Origin of the sequence: Microbacterium sp. NPDC090014 (assembly GCF_044748285.1) — a bacterium.
Taxonomy (GTDB): Bacteria; Actinomycetota; Actinomycetes; order Actinomycetales; family Microbacteriaceae; genus Microbacterium.
The window spans coordinates 160287-175812 of the sequence record NZ_JBIVFS010000001.1; the positions used below are offsets into that span (position 1 = coordinate 160287).

At 69.7% G+C, this 15526-nt stretch carries 19 protein-coding genes; 12 read left to right on the plus strand and 7 right to left on the minus strand.

Annotation, left to right across the window (positions count from 1 at the left end; all coding sequences use genetic code 11):
- Nucleotides 1-2 precede the first annotated feature (2 nt).
- The 4 genes from ACIPV5_RS00735 to ACIPV5_RS00750 are packed head-to-tail and all read left to right on the plus strand — an operon-like array spanning nucleotide 3 to nucleotide 2235.
- Complete coding sequence (locus ACIPV5_RS00735; protein WP_056280404.1) at nucleotides 3-635, plus strand: metal-dependent transcriptional regulator; 633 nt, start codon at nucleotides 3-5, stop codon at nucleotides 633-635.
- A 55-nt stretch (nucleotides 636-690) separates the two neighbouring features.
- Entirely contained in the window at nucleotides 691-1500 is an 810-nt protein-coding gene (locus tag ACIPV5_RS00740) for an HAD-IIA family hydrolase (protein ID WP_053098019.1), read from the plus strand.
- A gap of 1 nt (nucleotide 1501) precedes the next feature.
- Nucleotides 1502-2071: a YdeI family protein gene (locus ACIPV5_RS00745; protein WP_295103882.1), complete on the plus strand. Its 570-nt coding sequence runs from the start codon at nucleotides 1502-1504 to the stop codon at nucleotides 2069-2071.
- On the plus strand, nucleotides 2068-2235 hold the full coding sequence (locus tag ACIPV5_RS00750) for a hypothetical protein (RefSeq protein ID WP_171821950.1): 168 nt from the start codon (nucleotides 2068-2070) through the stop codon (nucleotides 2233-2235). The genes ACIPV5_RS00745 and ACIPV5_RS00750 overlap by 4 nt, the downstream gene beginning before the upstream one ends.
- A gap of 17 nt (nucleotides 2236-2252) precedes the next feature.
- Here the strand turns inward: ACIPV5_RS00750 and ACIPV5_RS00755 are convergent, their stop codons facing one another.
- Entirely contained in the window at nucleotides 2253-3410 is a 1158-nt protein-coding gene (locus ACIPV5_RS00755; RefSeq protein ID WP_400338959.1) for an anhydro-N-acetylmuramic acid kinase, read from the minus strand.
- Nucleotides 3411-3611: 201 nt separating this feature from the next.
- On the opposite strand from ACIPV5_RS00755, the gene ACIPV5_RS00760 reads away from it, so the two are divergent.
- A complete protein-coding gene (locus ACIPV5_RS00760; protein ID WP_400338961.1) occupies nucleotides 3612-4028 on the plus strand; it encodes a hypothetical protein in 417 nt (138 codons plus the stop codon).
- 19 nt (nucleotides 4029-4047) lie between these two features.
- On the opposite strand, the gene ACIPV5_RS00765 is transcribed toward ACIPV5_RS00760, so the two are convergent.
- Complete coding sequence (locus ACIPV5_RS00765) at nucleotides 4048-4950, minus strand: ROK family protein (RefSeq protein ID WP_400338963.1); 903 nt, start codon at nucleotides 4948-4950, stop codon at nucleotides 4048-4050.
- A complete protein-coding gene (pyrE, locus tag ACIPV5_RS00770) occupies nucleotides 4947-5507 on the minus strand; it encodes an orotate phosphoribosyltransferase (protein ID WP_072592022.1) in 561 nt (186 codons plus the stop codon). The genes ACIPV5_RS00765 and pyrE overlap by 4 nt, the downstream gene beginning before the upstream one ends.
- Nucleotides 5508-5544: 37 nt before the next feature.
- Between pyrE and ACIPV5_RS00775 the strand changes: the two genes are divergently transcribed.
- Nucleotides 5545-6390, plus strand: a complete 846-nt coding sequence (locus ACIPV5_RS00775) for an exodeoxyribonuclease III (RefSeq protein WP_230101040.1) — start codon at nucleotides 5545-5547, stop codon at nucleotides 6388-6390.
- Between the two features lie 4 nt (nucleotides 6391-6394).
- Nucleotides 6395-7210, plus strand: a complete 816-nt coding sequence (locus ACIPV5_RS00780; RefSeq protein WP_400338967.1) for a Cof-type HAD-IIB family hydrolase — start codon at nucleotides 6395-6397, stop codon at nucleotides 7208-7210.
- A 158-nt stretch (nucleotides 7211-7368) separates the two neighbouring features.
- Here the strand turns inward: ACIPV5_RS00780 and ACIPV5_RS00785 are convergent, their stop codons facing one another.
- The 4 genes from ACIPV5_RS00785 to ACIPV5_RS00800 are packed head-to-tail and all read right to left on the minus strand — an operon-like array spanning nucleotide 7369 to nucleotide 9955.
- The gene (locus ACIPV5_RS00785; RefSeq protein WP_400338969.1) at nucleotides 7369-7995 is read right to left on the minus strand and encodes a dihydrofolate reductase family protein; all 627 of its coding nucleotides are present in this window, start codon (nucleotides 7993-7995) and stop codon (nucleotides 7369-7371) included.
- Between the two features lie 34 nt (nucleotides 7996-8029).
- A complete protein-coding gene (locus ACIPV5_RS00790; RefSeq protein ID WP_320489004.1) occupies nucleotides 8030-8344 on the minus strand; it encodes a helix-turn-helix domain-containing protein in 315 nt (104 codons plus the stop codon).
- Nucleotides 8341-8745: a VOC family protein gene (locus ACIPV5_RS00795; protein ID WP_400338972.1), complete on the minus strand. Its 405-nt coding sequence runs from the start codon at nucleotides 8743-8745 to the stop codon at nucleotides 8341-8343. Before ACIPV5_RS00795 ends, ACIPV5_RS00790 begins: the two co-directional genes overlap by 4 nt.
- A 31-nt stretch (nucleotides 8746-8776) precedes the next feature.
- Nucleotides 8777-9955, minus strand: a complete 1179-nt coding sequence (locus tag ACIPV5_RS00800) for an MFS transporter (RefSeq protein WP_400338974.1) — start codon at nucleotides 9953-9955, stop codon at nucleotides 8777-8779.
- Nucleotides 9956-10058: 103 nt separating this feature from the next.
- Between ACIPV5_RS00800 and ACIPV5_RS00805 the strand changes: the two genes are divergently transcribed.
- From ACIPV5_RS00805 to ACIPV5_RS00825, 5 genes are all read left to right on the plus strand, one after another.
- Nucleotides 10059-11348, plus strand: a complete 1290-nt coding sequence (locus tag ACIPV5_RS00805) for a sensor histidine kinase (protein WP_400338976.1) — start codon at nucleotides 10059-10061, stop codon at nucleotides 11346-11348.
- Nucleotides 11345-12043, plus strand: a complete 699-nt coding sequence (locus ACIPV5_RS00810; protein ID WP_400338978.1) for a response regulator — start codon at nucleotides 11345-11347, stop codon at nucleotides 12041-12043. Before ACIPV5_RS00805 ends, ACIPV5_RS00810 begins: the two co-directional genes overlap by 4 nt.
- A 26-nt stretch (nucleotides 12044-12069) precedes the next feature.
- Entirely contained in the window at nucleotides 12070-13242 is a 1173-nt protein-coding gene (locus ACIPV5_RS00815) for a benzoate/H(+) symporter BenE family transporter (RefSeq protein ID WP_400338981.1), read from the plus strand.
- Nucleotides 13243-13276: 34 nt separating this feature from the next.
- Nucleotides 13277-14494: a hypothetical protein gene (locus ACIPV5_RS00820; RefSeq protein ID WP_400338983.1), complete on the plus strand. Its 1218-nt coding sequence runs from the start codon at nucleotides 13277-13279 to the stop codon at nucleotides 14492-14494.
- A 115-nt stretch (nucleotides 14495-14609) separates the two neighbouring features.
- The gene (locus ACIPV5_RS00825; RefSeq protein ID WP_053098032.1) at nucleotides 14610-15506 is read left to right on the plus strand and encodes an ABC transporter ATP-binding protein; all 897 of its coding nucleotides are present in this window, start codon (nucleotides 14610-14612) and stop codon (nucleotides 15504-15506) included.
- Nucleotides 15507-15526: the final 20 nt, after the last annotated feature.

Sequence of the window (15526 nt, forward strand, 5' to 3'; positions counted from 1 at the left end):
GAGTGGCATCCCCCGCAGCAGACGACTACCTGAAGACCGTCTACGCGCACACCGAGTGGCAGGACGCGCCGATCACCCCGTCGGTGCTCGCGGCGAAGCTCGGCATCGCTCCGTCTTCGGTGACCGAGATGGTCAAGAAGCTCGCCGCCGCGGGCCTCGTCTCGCACGTGCCCTACGGTGCGGTTCGGCTGACCGATGCCGGCACGCAGCGCGCCCTGGCCATGGTGCGACGCCACCGCCTGATCGAGACCTGGCTGGTGCAGGAGTTCGGCTACGGCTGGGACGAGGTGCACGACGAGGCCGAAGTGCTCGAGCACACGATCAGCGACCGCCTTCTCGAGGGCATCGACGCACGCCTCGGCCGGCCACGATTCGACCCGCACGGCGACGCGATCCCAGATGCCGCGGGCGTCGTCGAACGCGAGCCCTTCATCCTTCTCGCCGACGCGCCGGTGGGTCACGTCGGCCGCGTGCTGCGCGTCGACGACCGCGACCCCGAGCTGCTGCGCGCCCTCGAGGCGGCTGGCGTCGCCGTCGCGGCGAGCATCACGACCACGGACCAGGGCATCGAGCTCGACGGCGTCGAGACGACGCTTCCTGACGGCGCCGCAGAGGTGGTCTGGCTCAGCGCCTGACAGCCTCGCCACAACCTGACACCTGCCCGTAATCGCCGCCCCATAAGCTGTGCACATGGCACACCGCGACAACATCGAATGCTGGCTGACCGACATGGACGGCGTGCTCGTGCATGAGAACGACGCCATTCCCGGCGCGTCCGAGCTGCTCGCCGGGTGGGAGCAGAACGACATCCCGTACCTCGTGCTGACGAACAACTCGATCTTCACGGCACGAGACCTGTCGGCCCGCCTCCGCGCCAGCGGACTCGTCGTGCCCGAGGAACGGATCTGGACCTCGGCGCTGGCCACCGCGGACTTCCTCGCGCAGCAGCTGCCGGGCGGTTCAGCTTTCGTGATCGGCGAGGCGGGAATCCTCACGGCCCTGCACGAGGCCGGGTTCATCATGACCGAGACGAATCCCGACTTCGTGGTCGTCGGCGAGACTCGCAACTACTCGTTCGAGGCGATCACCAAGGCGATCCGACTCATCATCAAGGGCGCGCGCTTCATCGTGACGAACCCCGATGCGACGGGCCCCTCGGCCGACGGAGTCATGCCGGCGACCGGCGCGATCGCGGCGCTCATCACCAAGGCGACGGGCAAGGAGCCGTATGTCGTCGGCAAGCCGAATCCGATGATGTTCCGCTCGGCGCTCAACAAGATCGGCGCGCACTCGAAGAAGACCGGCATGATCGGCGACCGGATGGACACCGACATCATCGCCGGCATCGAGGCGGGGCTGCACACCGTGCTCGTGATGACCGGCATCAGCGACGAGGCCGAGGTCGAGAAGTATCCGTTCCGGCCCGACGAGATCGTCGACTCGGTCGCCGACCTGCTGCCCACCGTCACCGAGTCGATTCCGACGCTCGACGAGGACTGACGTGGGCGCGCTCGACGAAGGAGAGCGGGTCGTCGCAGCGGATGCGGCCGCCTGGCGCGCCTGGCTCGAGGAGCATCATGAGCGCATCGCGGGAGTCTGGCTGCTGAGCGTTCGCGGCAACCGGGCCGGAGGTGTCGGATACGACGATGCCGTGCGTCAGGCTCTGTGCTTCGGATGGATCGACGGTCCGGTGCGCACCTTCGACGACCAGACGGTGGGCCAGTGGTTCTCACCCCGACGACGCGGCAGCGGATGGGCAGCGACGAACAAGGCGAGACTGATCGACCTCGAGGCCGCCGGACAGCTCGCACCGGCCGGCATCCGCGTACTCGAGTCCGCGAAGGCGGACGGGTCGTGGACCTTGCTCGACGGCCCGGAAGCCGGGATCGAGCCGCCCGAACTGACGGAGGCGCTGGATGCCCTGCCCGCCGCGCGGGCCCACTGGGACGCCTTTCCGAAGTCGGTCAAGAAGTTCGGCCTGACGCACATCGCGATGGCGAAGCGTGCCGAGACGCGGTCCGCTCGGATCGCCAAGATCGTGGCGGATGCCGCGGAGGGGAAACGCCCATGAACCAGTCCGACCTGCTGTTCCTGGTGATCTTCCTGATCCTCCTCAGCACGCTGACCGTGTGGGTGGTGCAGTTCTTCCGCTCCCGACGTCGTGGAGGCGGCGGGGGCGATGGGCGCGCCGGCTGGTGGGAAGGCCCCTGGGACGACGACGACCGCAAGCGCTGAGCGCCCCGATCCCTCGATCAGCGCAGCGTCAGGCTGCGCACTCCATCCACGGGCTCCGGCATCCGCAGCGGACCCGCACCGGGTGTGATGGTGCCGAGGATTCGGGCTTCCCGCGCTCCGGTGCCGCCGGGCGTCACGGCCGCGACGCCATGCAACGTGCACCATCCGATCAGCGCGAACAGGATCGCCTCCTTGCTGTCGACCGGGGCGCCGAGCTCGTCGGCGAGCACCACCTCGATGTCGGGGAGCGCCTCACGCAGACCCTGCATGATGAGCGGGTTGTGGCACCCGCCACCCGAGACGGCCAGGAAGCGGATGCCGGCGGTGCGGATGTCGTGTGCGACGGTGCGGACCGTGAGCTCGGTGAGCGTGCGGATCAGGTCTGCCGGCGCGATGCCGGGTCGCATGCGGTCGACGTGCGCACGCACATAGTCGAGGTGGAAGTGCTCCTTGCCCGTGCTCTTCGGGGCTGGGAGGGAGTAGTAGGGGTCGGCGAGCAGCTCGGCGAGCAGCACATCGTCGACGGTGCCGGTGCGAGCGATCGCGGCATCCGCGTCGTAGCCTCGGTCGTTCAGCCCCTCGGCGACGACCACCGCGTCGACCAGTGCATTCGCCGGGCCGATGTCGTAGGCCGACAGACCGTCGGGACCGACCACGGTCACGTTCGCGATGCCGCCGAGGTTCACCGCCGCCGAGACTCCCGCCCGACCGCGCAGCAGCAGCTCGTCGAGGAACGACACGAGAGGTGCACCGTGGCCGCCCGCAGTGATGTCACGGATGCGCACGTCCGACACCACGGGTGCGCCGACCCGCTCGGCGATCCACGCCGGCTGCCCGATCTGCAGGGTGCCGAGCGCGTGGCCGTCGGCGACCCAGTGGAAGACGGTCTGGCCGTGCGTGCACACGGCATCCACTCCCCCGACGACGTCGGATGCCGTGGCGGCGACCTCGGCGAAGGCCTGGCCGATCAGGGTGTCGAGCTCGCAGACCTCGGCGAACGTCGTGGGCGCCGGAGGCAGCGCCGCGACGAGTCGGGCCCGCAGGTCGGGGGCGTACGGCACGCTGTCTTCGTGCAGCACCGTGCCGCGCAGCGCTCCGTCGCTCTCTGTGAAGTCCACGACCGTGACGTCGATGCCGTCGTGTGAGGTGCCCGAGAGCAGTCCGAGTACGCGCATGCGTGTTCCTTCCGTCGCCTGCTACGAGCGTAGGCCGGATTTGTTAGGGAGGCGAACGGAAAGCGTCGATCTTTTCTGCACGATCGTCTTCTGGACCGCGTTCTCCCCCGTGCCCGAAGGATGACCCGCACCGCCGTCGGCCCCGGTCGTCGCCCGCGTAGCATTCTGCGAGACCCCACCCTCCACCCCCAGAATGGGAGCATGTTCGTGTCCGCCGAGATCATCACGATCGTCATCAGCGCCGTCGGCCTCCTGCTGGCTCTGGGCGGCACCATGTTCGCGGGCTTCGCCTGGTGCATCCGCCGATCCGACTCCCTCCGCACCGATCTCGTCGGCGTCGAGACGTCGCTCGGTACGCGTATCGACGGAGTGGAACAGAGGCTCACGGCACGCATCGACGGAGTCGAAGAGAAACTCACGGCACGCATCGACGGAGTCGAAGAGAAACTCACCGCACGCATCGACGGCGTCGAACAGAGGCTCACGGCACGCATCGACGGAGTCGAAGAGAAACTCACCGCACGCATCGACGGAGTCGCCGCCGACGTCACCGAACTCAAGGTCGCGGTGGCCCGACTCGAAGGGCCGCAGCGTCACCTGATCGTCGCGGGGCGCTGATTCCCCGGTGACCGGCAGGTCAGCGTAGGACGAGCGCCGCGGCGCCGATGAGCGGCCCCTCGTCGCCGAGTCCCGAGCGCACGACCCGGGTACGCCGCGAGTACTCGTGCGCGGCACTGGCCGTGAGCGCCTGCTGCACGAGGTCGATGTAGTCGGCGGACACGCGAGAGAACCCGCCGCCGATCGCGACCATGTCGAGGTCGACGAGGGTCGCGGCATCCGCGAGCGCTTCTCCGACCGCCTTCGCCGACCGCTCGATCGCGGCACGGGCGATGGTGTCGCCCGCGGCGGCATCCCGAGCCAGGTCCTCGCCGGTGGCTCCGGTCCATCCCTGTTGCTGAGCCCAGGCGGCGCTGGCGGGCCCCGAGGCGATCTCCTCGAGGGTGAGTCCGCCTTCGCGACGCACCTGTCCGAGATGCCCGGCATTGCCGGTGGCTCCGGGAATGTACGCGCCGTTGACGACGAACCCTCCGCCGACGCCGGTCGAGACGACGATCGACAGCGAGGCACCGGCATCCTGCGTGGCACCGAGCCAGGATTCCGCCAGGGCGAGCGCGCCACCGTCATGGCCGAGGATGGTCGGAACCTCCCGGCCGAGTGCAGCGGATGCCGCCGAGCGCACCGACTCCGCGAGACCGAAGCCCCGCGCGAGCGGCATGTTCACCGGCATGATCGCTCCGGCGGCACGGTCGATGGGTCCGGCGCTTCCGGCACCGGCTCCCACGAGGTCGGCATCCGCCGGCACAGCGGCCAAAGCGTGGGTCACGATCGAGATCACCGCGTCGTTCAGCGACTCGAGCGTCGCCTGGCGCCCGGTCGCCTGTCGCGAGCGGCTGCCGCCGACGAGCACACCGTGCTCGTCCACGAGCGCGGCCTCCATCTTCGTGCCGCCGACGTCGACGGCCAGCGCGTAGCGGGTCACTGGGGGTCGAGTCCGAGGTCGTCGAGGTCGAAGGCGGCACGCCATTCGAGGCCCTCGGCTTCGATCGCGGCCTGGGCGCCCGTCTTGCGGTCGACGATCACGGCGACGGCGACGATCTCGGCCCCTTCCTTGCGCAGCGCCTCGACGGCCTTGAGCGCGGACTGCCCGGTGGTCGAGGTGTCTTCGAGCACGACGACGCGCTTGCCGGCGACGTCTGCACCCTCGATCTGGCGACCGCGGCCGTGGTCCTTCGGCTCCTTGCGCACGACGAACGCGTCGAGCGGCTTGTCGGCGGCGACCGAGGCGTGCAGCACCGCGTTCGCGATGGGGTCGGCGCCGAGGGTCAGGCCGCCGACCGCCACGACGTCGAGGTCGCCGATGAGGTCGAGCATGATGCGACCGATCGCCGGTGCCGCGCGGTGGTCGAGGGTGAGCTTGCGCATGTCGACGTAGTACGTCGCCTTCTTGCCGCTCGAGAGCGTGAAGTCTCCGTGGAACACCGCCTCGTCCTTGATCAGGTCGAGAAGGGTCTGGCGGTCTGCGTCGAGTGCGGTCACGGCATCCAGTGTAGGAGGCAAGGCCTAGGCTTGACGCATGCGCTTGGCCACCTGGAACGTCAACTCCATCCGCACCCGTGTCACCCGCACCGTCGAGTTCGCCGTCCGAGAGGACATCGACGTGCTGGCGATGCAGGAGATCAAGTGCAAACCCGAGCAGTTCCCCTACGGGCCGTTCGAAGAGGCCGGCTACCACGTCGAGGTCCACGGCCTGAATCAATGGAACGGCGTCGCGATCGCCAGCCGCCTGCCGATCACCGACGTCCGCACGTCTTTCGACGGCATGCCGGGCTTCGCCAAGGGACACGAGGGACCGGATGCACCGCTCGAAGCACGTGCGCTCGGCGTGCTCGTCGACGGTGTGCGCGTGTGGAGCCTGTACGTGCCGAACGGCCGCTCGCTCGACGACCCGCACTACGCCTACAAGCTGCACTGGCTCGAGGAGCTGAAGAAGTCCACGGCGGCAGAGCTCTCGGCGAACCCCGAACTGCCGCTCGCTCTGGTCGGCGACTTCAACATCATCCCGTTCGACGCCGACAACGGCGACCCCGACATCGTCGAGGGCGTCTCGACGCACGTCTCGCCTCAGGAGCGTCAGGCCTTCTTCGCTCTCGCCGACGCGGGCCTGACCGATGTCGTCCGCCCACTGCTCCCCGAGGGCTACACCTACTGGGACTACCAGCGTCTGAAGTTCCCTCGCAACGAGGGCATCCGCATCGACTTCATCCTCGGCTCGAAGACACTCGCCGAGGCGGTCACCGGAGCGTCGATCCACCGCGAAGAGCGCAAGGGCGAGCAGCCCAGTGACCACGTCCCCGTGGTCGTCGAGTTCGACCTCGGCGGGGCCGAGGAAGACGACGACCTGCCGATGATCTTCTCCTGAGACTGTGACCGTCCGCCTGATCGCGACCGATCTCGACGGGACACTGCTCGACTCCTCGGCATCGGTCACGCGGCGCACCCGCGCGGCCCTCGACGCGGCGCGCGCCCGTGGCATCCACGTCGTCCCGGTGACCGCTCGCCAGCCGATAGGTCTACGCGCGCTCGCGGACGGCGCGGGCTTCGACGGCTGGGCGCTGTGCAGCAACGGCGCCTACGCGACACATCTCGTCGACGGACGGATGCTGTTCGCGGAAGAGCTTCCGGCAGAGACGATCCGCACCCTGGCCGAGGCGCTGCGCGCCAGCATCCCCGGACTGCTGTTCGCGAGCGTGCGTGAGGGCGGCGAGACGTTCGTCGCGCAGCACGGCTATGCCGAGATCGCCGATCTCGCCGACCACAAGCGCGATCCACGCACGATGGGCGGCGTCGAGCTCGATCATGTGCTGGCCGCACCCAGCCTCAAGCTCGTGATCCGGCACCCAGAAATCGCCCCGACGGCGTTGTTCGAGGCGCTGCGCGACCTCGGGCTGACCGGTTTCGAGGCGACGCTCTCAGGCGCCCCGTTCGTCGAGGTCATGGCCGAGGGCGTGACCAAAGCCACCGGGCTCGCGCGCCTCTGCGAGCACCTCGAGATCGACCGCCGCGATGTGATCGCTTTCGGCGACGCCCTCAACGACGTCGAGATGCTGCGCTGGGCCGGCCACGGTGTGGCGATGGCCGGCGCGACGGACGTCGTGCAGGACGCCGCGGATGAGACGACCACCTCGAACGACGACGACGGGGTGGCGAGGGTGATCGAGCGGGTGCTCGGCGCCCGCTGAGCCAGCGGACAGTGAGAACCCGGCGCCTTTCGCCGCGGCACCGGGTCCTCGTCGTCAACGCCGTCAGCTGCGCACCCGCCGACGACGCACGAGTGGCCGCGTTGAGTTGAAGCTATCGGATCGCCACGCAGGAGGGAAGAAGCGGGCGATATACCGTTTCAGTCATCGAAGGTGCCGACCTCGGGCACCCGATCCGTCCGTCCGTAGCGCAGCAGCAGCACTCCACTGTCGTCGGCGACCGGCGCCTCGAGCAGCCGCAGCACCGCCGGCTCGGCGCCGTCGTCGAAGACCTTCTTGCCCGTGCCGAGGAGGATCGGATAGACCCACAGGTTGAGCTCGTCGAACAGACCCTCGGCCAGCAGCGAGTGCGCGAGGTCGATGCTGCCGATCACGTGCACCTCGTCGTGCCGCTCGCGCATCGCGGCGATCTCCGCGGCGAGATCGTCTCCGACGCGCTCGCTGCCCTTCCACGACAGATCGAGGTCGGCATCCCGTGTCGCCACATACTTCGGGACCCGATCGAAGAGCCTGCCGATCTCCCCCGACGGACCGTCGGTGTGATGCGGCCAATACGCGGCGAAGATGTCGTACGTGCGGCGCCCGAGCAGCAGCGCATCGAGTCCCTGCATCCCCCGCTGCACCTGGGGCCCCATCCCCGACGACGGATACCCTGCCTGCCAACCGCTGAACTCGAAGCCTCCGGACGGATCCTCGTCGATGCCGCCCGGCCCCTGTGCGACGCCGTCGAGGGTCATGAAGAGGTCGATCAGAATGCGTCCGGTCATCAGAGTGCTCCTTCGCACGAGAGGGCGGCGATGTTCACAGTATGCGCTCGTTCTGCTCGGTGGGCGGGGTCGACTCTTCCTCTCCCCAGCGGCCGAGAGCCTCGATCGCCTCCCGCAATGCGACGCCTCGCTCGGTGAGGGCATAGGCGCGCGTGTTGTGCCGCAGGGGCAGTCGCCGCAGCACTCCGGCCGCTTCGAGCTCGCGCAGACGTGTCGCGAGGATGTTCGTCGGAGCTCCGAGCTCACGCTGCAGATCGCCGTATCTCTGCGGCCCGTCGAGCAGCTTCTCGACGATGAGAAGGGCCCAGCGGGCACCGACGACGTCGAGGGCTGCGGCGAGGTCGCTCACGCGCCCGGATCGGCGTCCGGCTTCATCCAGAACGGCGAGTAGTGATAGCCGTCCGGATCGTCGAACTGGCGCTGATACATGAAGGGGTAGTCGTCGGTGTCGCCGATCCGACCGCCGGCGGCAGCCGCGCGGTCGACGAGCTCGTCGACCGCCTCACGACTGTCGAGGTCGAACGAGACAGTGACCTTCGAGGGGGTGTCAGGGCCGCCGATCATGTCTTCCGTGCCGCCGACGCTCGCATACATCTCGCGACTGCCGAGCATCACGTACTGCTCGGGCGCGATCATGAAGCACGACACATTGTGATCGGACATCTCGGCGTTGAGGGTCCAGCCGAGAGCGGTGTAGAACGCGGTGGCCCGGTCGACGCTCTCGACGGGGCAGGTGATGAAGAGGCTCATGCGCCAACACTTGCAAAATACAAGTGACGCGTCAAGAGCTTCTGCGGTCCCGCCGCAATCCCACCAGCGCGAGCACTCCGGCTCCAGCCGTGAGCGCGGCCACCGCCGCGAGACCGAGGCCGGGGACGGATGCCGTCGCCACGGCGCCCGCCACGAGAGGACCACCCGCATCTCCCAGCTCGCGCCCGAGTTCGGCGCTGCCCATCGTGCGGCCCATCCGCTCCGGCGGGGTCGATGCGGCCAGGTGCGAGAACGCGATCGGCGTCGCGACCCCGACGCCGATGCCGACCAGCAGCGCGGTGACGACGAGCGCGGCCGGAGTCTGCGTGACCGCGGCGAGCGCGATGCCGGCCGCGATCAGCGCCAGGCCGCCGACGGCGCCTGTGCGCACCGAGATGCGCCCGCGGTCATGCGCGGCGCCCACGAACGGCTGAGCCACGCTCGACGCGATCGCGAGCACGGTCACGATGGCCATGCTCCAGACGATGTCGAGCCCGGCCTGCCGCCCGAGCAGCGGGAGGAATCCGACGGCGACCGCCAGGGCGCCGGTCGTCGCCGCCAGCACCAGGGTCGGGACGAGGAATCCGGGCGCGATCAGCTCTCGACCGAGATCGACGAGCGTGACTCGCTTGCGGGGCAGCACGGCGACCCGTGGCACCGCTGCAGCGACCCACAGTGCAGCGCCGAGACCGAGCACGGCGAGCGCCCAGAACAGCGCGGGCAGGCCGCCCCAGACCACGAGCACGGCGCCGATCAGCGGACCGAGCGCGTAGCCGAGACTCTTCCACGAGCCGTAGCGACCGAAGTACTTCCCGCGGGTGGCATCGTCGGTGAGCCGGGCGACGGCAGCCGACGACGACGGCGAGAAGGCTGATGCCGCCGCCCCCTGCCCGAATCGACCGATGACGAGTCCGAGCATGCCGGGAACCACGGCGCCGACGACCGAGAATGCCGAGAACGCGAGGAGGCCGCCGATGATGACAGGGCGCACGCCCACCCGGTCGCTCAGCGCGCCGAACAGCGGCTTGAGCAGCACCTCGGCGAGGTCGTAGAGCGCGAGGGTGAGCCCGAACGCGAGCAGCGTCCACCCGATGTCCTCGGTCTCCGCGCCCAGCGCCGCCGCGATGCCGTGGGCCCCGAAAGCGGTGGTGAATCCGGCGAGGTAGAGCGGGGCGAGGCGGGGCTTCGCGGTGTGCGGAGTCGAGGTCACGCTCGATTCTCGCAGGATCGCGTGTCTGCACGTCACCACGGCCCCGCCACGATCCCCCGTGCGGGGGATGCCGCCGCATCCGCCCCGGCTCTACGGTAAGAGGATGCCTGCAGCGCCGTTCACCCGCATCCCCAGCGTCCGCGAGCAGCGCAGCGACCTCGTGCTCGCGGCGGTCATGTTCGTCGGCGCCGTCCTCAGCGCCGCTCTCTCGACCGTGGCCGACATCTACGGCGACACCCGGGCCGAACCGTGGACGGCTCTCGTCTACGCGGTCGCGGTCACCGCACCGCTGGCGGTGCGTCGGCGCTGGCCGGCCCCGGTCGCGATCGCCGTGTCGCTGGCATACTTCCTCGCCATCTCGTTCCAGGTGCCCGAGATCTATGTCGGCAACATCGCCATGTTCGTGTCGCTCTATACGGTCGGCGCCTGGATGAACAACCGCCGGGCCGCGATGATCGTGCGCGTCGGCATCATCCTCGGCATGTTCGTCTGGCTGATCATCACGATGTACCGCGAAGCCATCGAAGAGGCGGCGAAGGCCGAGGTCGCGGCGGGACTCCTGTCTCCGTACCTCGCGTTCATGCTCATCCAGCTACTGCTGAACGTGCTGTACTTCGGCGGCGCCTACTACTTCGGCGAGCGCTCCTGGCACGCCGCACGCGAACGCGCGGTGCTCGAGCAGCGCACGGCCGAACTCGAGCAGGAGCGCGAGGTGACCGCAGCGCAGGCCGTCGCCCTCGACCGCGTGCGCATCGCCCGAGAGCTGCATGACGTGGTCGCCCATCACGTGTCGGTCATGGGCGTGCAGGCGGGCGCCGCTCGTCTCGTGATCGATCAGGACCCTGCGAAGACCACGAGCATCCTCAGCGGCATCGAGGACTCCGCGCGCGATGCGATCCACGAGCTGCGGCAGTTGCTCGAGACGCTTCGCACACCCGGCGGCGAGACGGCGGATGCCGCGTCGACCGTGACGCTCGACGACATCCGCTCGTTGGTCGACGCGTCGTCGGAGGCGGGACTGCCCACCGACTATGCGGTGATCGGCACCCCGAGGCCCGTGCCCTCGGTCGTGTCCGTGAACCTGTATCGCATCACCCAGGAGTCGCTCACGAATGCTCGGCGTCATGCCGGCGTCGGCGCGACCGCCGATGTGCGCGTGCGCTACGACGATGACGGGGTCGAGGTCGAGATCGTCAACACCGGTCGCGCCGTGGCCGCGCTTCGCCCCGGACTCGGTCAGCTGGGCATGCGCGAGCGCGCCGCGGCATCCGGTGGCACGCTCGACGTCGCTCCTCGCGCGGCGGGAGGTCTGCGGGTGCGGGCTCGAGTTCCGCTGACCGGCGCCGGCGGCGCGCAGGCCGCGTCGCCGATCGAGACGGGTGTCTCCTCATGAGCGGGTCCGACGCACCCATCCGCGTTCTGCTCGTCGACGATCACGCGATGCTGCGAGCCGGATTCCGGACGATCCTCGACACTCAACCCGACATCACGGTGGTCGGCGAGGCGGCGACCGGCGCCGACGCCGTGGCGCAGGCATCCGCTTTGCGCCCCGACGTCATCACGATGGACGTGCAGATGCCCGACATGGACGGCATCGAGGCCACTCGGCGGATCGTCGCCGACCCGGAGGTCGGCGCGGCCATCGCGATCGTCACGACGTTCGATCGCGACGACTACCTCTATCAGGCGCTGGACGCCGGTGCGAGTGGCTTCCTGCTCAAGAACGCCGGCGCCGAGGATCTCATCGCCGCGGTGCGGGCCCTCGCCGCGGGCGACGGGATGCTGGCACCCGAGGTCACACGACGCGTACTGGCTCGGTTCACGACGGCCCCCGGACCGGCATCCGCACCGGCATCCGCCTCCGCGCCGTCGCAGGTCGCCGCGACCGTGCTCGCCGACCCGCTCACCGACCGTGAGGCGGAGGTGCTCGTGCTGCTGGCCGATGCGCGCAGCAACGCCGAGATCGCGAGCGCCCTGTTCATCGGAGAGGCGACGGTGAAGACGCACGTGTCACGCATCCTGCAGAAGCTCGGCGCGCGCGACCGCGTGCAGGCCGTCGTCCTCGCGCACCGGATGGGATTGGCGTGACCTCGACACGCGATAGCCTCTGACGCATGCCGACCGCCGCGCCTCTCTCCCGACCGATCCTGGCCGGGGTGGTCACCGCGCTGGTCGGGTTCACGAGCTCGTTCGCCGTGGTGCTCACGGGCCTCAGCGCCGTCGGAGCGACCCCCGAGCAGGCCGCCAGCGGGCTGCTCGCGGTCAGCCTCACGATGGGGCTCGCCTGCGTCGTCCTCGCCTGGCGATATCGGATGCCGATCACCGTCGCCTGGTCGACTCCCGGCGCCGCCCTCCTCGCCGCCACCGGAGCAGTCGACGGCGGATGGTCGGCAGCCGTCGGCGCGTTCCTCGTCACGGCCGCGCTCATCCTGCTCACGGCGCTGTGGCCCGCTCTCGGCACCCTGATCGCCCGCATCCCTCCGTCCATCGCGCAGGCCATGCTCGCCGGAGTGCTCCTGCCCCTCTGTCTCGCACCGATCACCGGCCTCGTGGCGAATCCGTGGGGCGTGGTTCCCGTGGTGATCACGTGGTTGGTCTTCGCGCGTCTCGCGCCGCGGTGGGCCGTGCCGCTCGCCTTCGTCGCGGCAGCAGTCGTGGTGGCCGTCTCGTTGGTGCAGGAGAGCACGGCAGTGGATGCCGGACTCCTCGTCCCCCGGATCGAGCTGACCGCCCCCACGTTCACGGTCGGCGCTCTGGTCGGGGTGGCGCTGCCGCTGTTCATCGTGACGATGGCCTCGCAGAACGTACCGGGCATCGCCATCATGCGCAGCTTCGGCTACGAGGTCCCCTGGCGTCCGGCGATGCTCGTCACGGGTGTCGGCACCGCGATCGGCGCGACGGCAGGCGGCCATGCGATCAACCTCGCGGCGATCAGCGCGGCCCTCGCCGCTTCACCCGACGCCGATCCCGACCCACGGCGCCGGTGGGTCGCCGGTGTCTCGACCGGCGTCTCGTACCTCGTGCTCGGCGGCTTCTCGGCAGCGTTCGCCGCACTGGTGCTGCTCGCTCCCGACGCAGTCATCCCGGCTGTCGCGGGGCTCGCGCTGTTCGCCGCCTTCGGGTCGGCGGTGCAGCAGGCGATCGACGACCCCGGCGAGCGCATCCCCGCCGTGGTGACCTTCCTGGTGGCGGCATCCGGCATCGCGGTGCTGGGCGTCAGCGCCGCATTCTGGGCTCTCGTGGCCGGACTCCTCGTGCGCACCGCTCTGCACGCCGGCCGTCGCTGACGCTGCGGAGAAGGCGCTCGGCTACCGTGGACGCGTGACAGTTCCCACGCCTGCTCCTGTGCCGTCGGCCGGTGCTCCCGCCGGGTCCTTCGACGCCCGCGCCCTGCTCGATCCGGTGAATCCCGCCGAGGTCGACGCGTTCGCACGCGCCCAGCGCACCGCTCATCCCACGTCGGCCGCACGGATCATCGCCTGGGTCGGCGTCGGATTCGCGCTGCTCTGCGTCGTTCCCATCTTCGGGATCATGATCCTCGGCCTCGGCTATGCGGTCGGTCAGGAGGCGGGGGTCGCCGTCGCCGCGCTCATCGGGCTCGTGCTTCTCGCCGGCATCGTCGTCGGCGTCGTGATGCTCGTGCGCCGCAGCATCCGCCTGCGCAACATCACTCGCTTCCGCCTCGCGCGATTCGCCCGGGCCAACGCCATGAGCTATCTCGACCGCATCGACGAGCCGCCCCTGCCCGGCATGATCTTCTCGTCGGGCTCGAGTCGGATGTCGACCGACGTGCTGCGCGGCGTGGAGCCGCGTTTCGTCGAGTTCGGCAACTACCAGTACACGACCAGCAACGGCAAGCAGTCGACGACGCATCGCTGGGGATACGTCGCGGTCAAACTCGACGTGCCGCTGCCGAACATCGTGCTCGACGCGCTCGGCAACAACACGCTGGGCAGCACGCTCGCTGGCGCCTTCAGAAGCGACCAGCGCCTCTCGCTCGAGGGCGACTTCGACCGCTACTTCTCGCTCTACTGCCCGACGGGCTATGAGGTCGATGCGCTGTACCTGTTCACCCCCGATGTGATGGCGCGCTTCATCGACCACGCCGCGCAGCTCGACGTGGAGATCGTCGACGACTGGCTGTTCCTCTATGCACGACGCGATGTCTCGACCCTCGACCCGGCCACCTGGGCGTGGCTGTTCGGAGCCGTCGGGGCGCTTCTCACGAAGCTCGACCAGTGGGCGCGCTGGCGCGATGACCGGCTGCGGCTCACGCAGCATCCGGGATCCCCGGCAGCACTGCAGGGTCCCGGGCAGATTCCAGGGCAGCATCCGGGCCCTTATCCGGGAGCTCCCGCCCTGCCGTTCGCTGCGCCCGCAGGGCTGCTCACTCCCCCGCCGCCGGGCGTCGCCCTGCCCGGCCAGCGCCTCCGGCGACGCAGCCCCTGGCTGATCGTCGGGATCATCGTCGGCGTCATGTTCGTCGTGACCATGGCCCCGTTCGCGCTCGGGATCCTCTCGGTGCTCTTCCTGCGCTGACGCGGGCTCTCCCCCGCACGGCGGACCACCGTCGCCTCCCGCGCTGCGCAACTCCGCCCGCAGATCCGCCACGTGGGGGATGCCGCGGTCCCGCACCGCGCCATAGCGTGAAGGCATGACCACAGGAAAGCTCGTACTCACCGGCATCACCAAGAGCTACGGCTCTCGGCGCGTGCTCGACGACGTCTCGTTCGAGGTGGCGCCGGGGCGCCTCACCGGGTTCGTCGGCGGCAACGGCGCCGGCAAGACCACGACCATGCGCATCGTCCTCGGGCTGCTCGGCTCCGACGGGGGCACCGTCGCACTCGACGGTCGGCCGCTGTCGAGCACCGACCGGCGCCACTTCGGCTATATGCCCGAAGAGCGCGGCCTCTACCCGAAGATGAAGGTGCTCGAGCAGATCGTCTACCTCGCCCGTCTGCACGGCTTCAGCAAGGCGGATGCCGAGTCGCGCGCGACCGCGCTGCTCACCGAGCTGGGACTCGGCGAGCGCCTGGGAGACACGATCGAGTCGCTGTCGCTCGGCAACCAGCAGCGCGCGCAGATCGCCGCCGCTCTCGTGCACGACCCCGAGGTGCTCATCCTCGACGAGCCGTTCTCGGGCCTCGACCCGCTCGCGGTCGACGTCGTCGCGTCGGTGCTCCAGGCGAGCGCCGCCAAGGGAGCGTCGATCCTGTTCTCCTCGCACCAGCTCGATGTGGTCGAGCGGCTCTGCGACGACCTGGTGATCCTCGCCGGCGGCACGATCCGCGCGGCCGGCTCGCGCGACGGGCTGCGCGCTCAGCACGCCGGCGACCGCTACGAGCTGGTCTCCGCCGGGGATGCCGGCTGGCTGCGCGCCGAGCCCGGCGTGACCGTGATCGATTTCGAGGGCGGCTACGCCCTGTTCGACGCCGAGGACGCCGACACCGCGCAGCGCGTGCTGCGCACCGCCGTCGAACGCGGAGACGTCGCGAGCTTCGCCCCCAAGCATCCGTCCCTCGCCCAGATCTTCAAGGAGGTCATCCAGTGAGCGCCTCGAACACCACCGGG

What these genes read in the sequence shown, in the direction of transcription:
- ACIPV5_RS00740 (WP_053098019.1), top strand. Translation starts at nt 691, where the DNA reads ATGGCACACCGCGACAACATCGAATGCTGGCTGACCGACATGGACGGC.
- ACIPV5_RS00750 (WP_171821950.1), top strand. Translation starts at nt 2,068, where the DNA reads ATGAACCAGTCCGACCTGCTGTTCCTGGTGATCTTCCTGATCCTCCTC.
- ACIPV5_RS00815 (WP_400338981.1), top strand. Translation starts at nt 12,070, where the DNA reads ATGCCGACCGCCGCGCCTCTCTCCCGACCGATCCTGGCCGGGGTGGTC.
- ACIPV5_RS00785 (WP_400338969.1), bottom strand. Translation starts at nt 7,995, where the DNA reads ATGACCGGACGCATTCTGATCGACCTCTTCATGACCCTCGACGGCGTC.
- ACIPV5_RS00805 (WP_400338976.1), top strand. Translation starts at nt 10,059, where the DNA reads ATGCCTGCAGCGCCGTTCACCCGCATCCCCAGCGTCCGCGAGCAGCGC.
- ACIPV5_RS00795 (WP_400338972.1), bottom strand. Translation starts at nt 8,745, where the DNA reads ATGAGCCTCTTCATCACCTGCCCCGTCGAGAGCGTCGACCGGGCCACC.
- ACIPV5_RS00755 (WP_400338959.1), bottom strand. Translation starts at nt 3,410, where the DNA reads ATGCGCGTACTCGGACTGCTCTCGGGCACCTCACACGACGGCATCGAC.
- ACIPV5_RS00810 (WP_400338978.1), top strand. Translation starts at nt 11,345, where the DNA reads ATGAGCGGGTCCGACGCACCCATCCGCGTTCTGCTCGTCGACGATCAC.
- ACIPV5_RS00760 (WP_400338961.1), top strand. Translation starts at nt 3,612, where the DNA reads ATGTTCGTGTCCGCCGAGATCATCACGATCGTCATCAGCGCCGTCGGC.
- ACIPV5_RS00775 (WP_230101040.1), top strand. Translation starts at nt 5,545, where the DNA reads ATGCGCTTGGCCACCTGGAACGTCAACTCCATCCGCACCCGTGTCACC.
- ACIPV5_RS00825 (WP_053098032.1), top strand. Translation starts at nt 14,610, where the DNA reads ATGACCACAGGAAAGCTCGTACTCACCGGCATCACCAAGAGCTACGGC.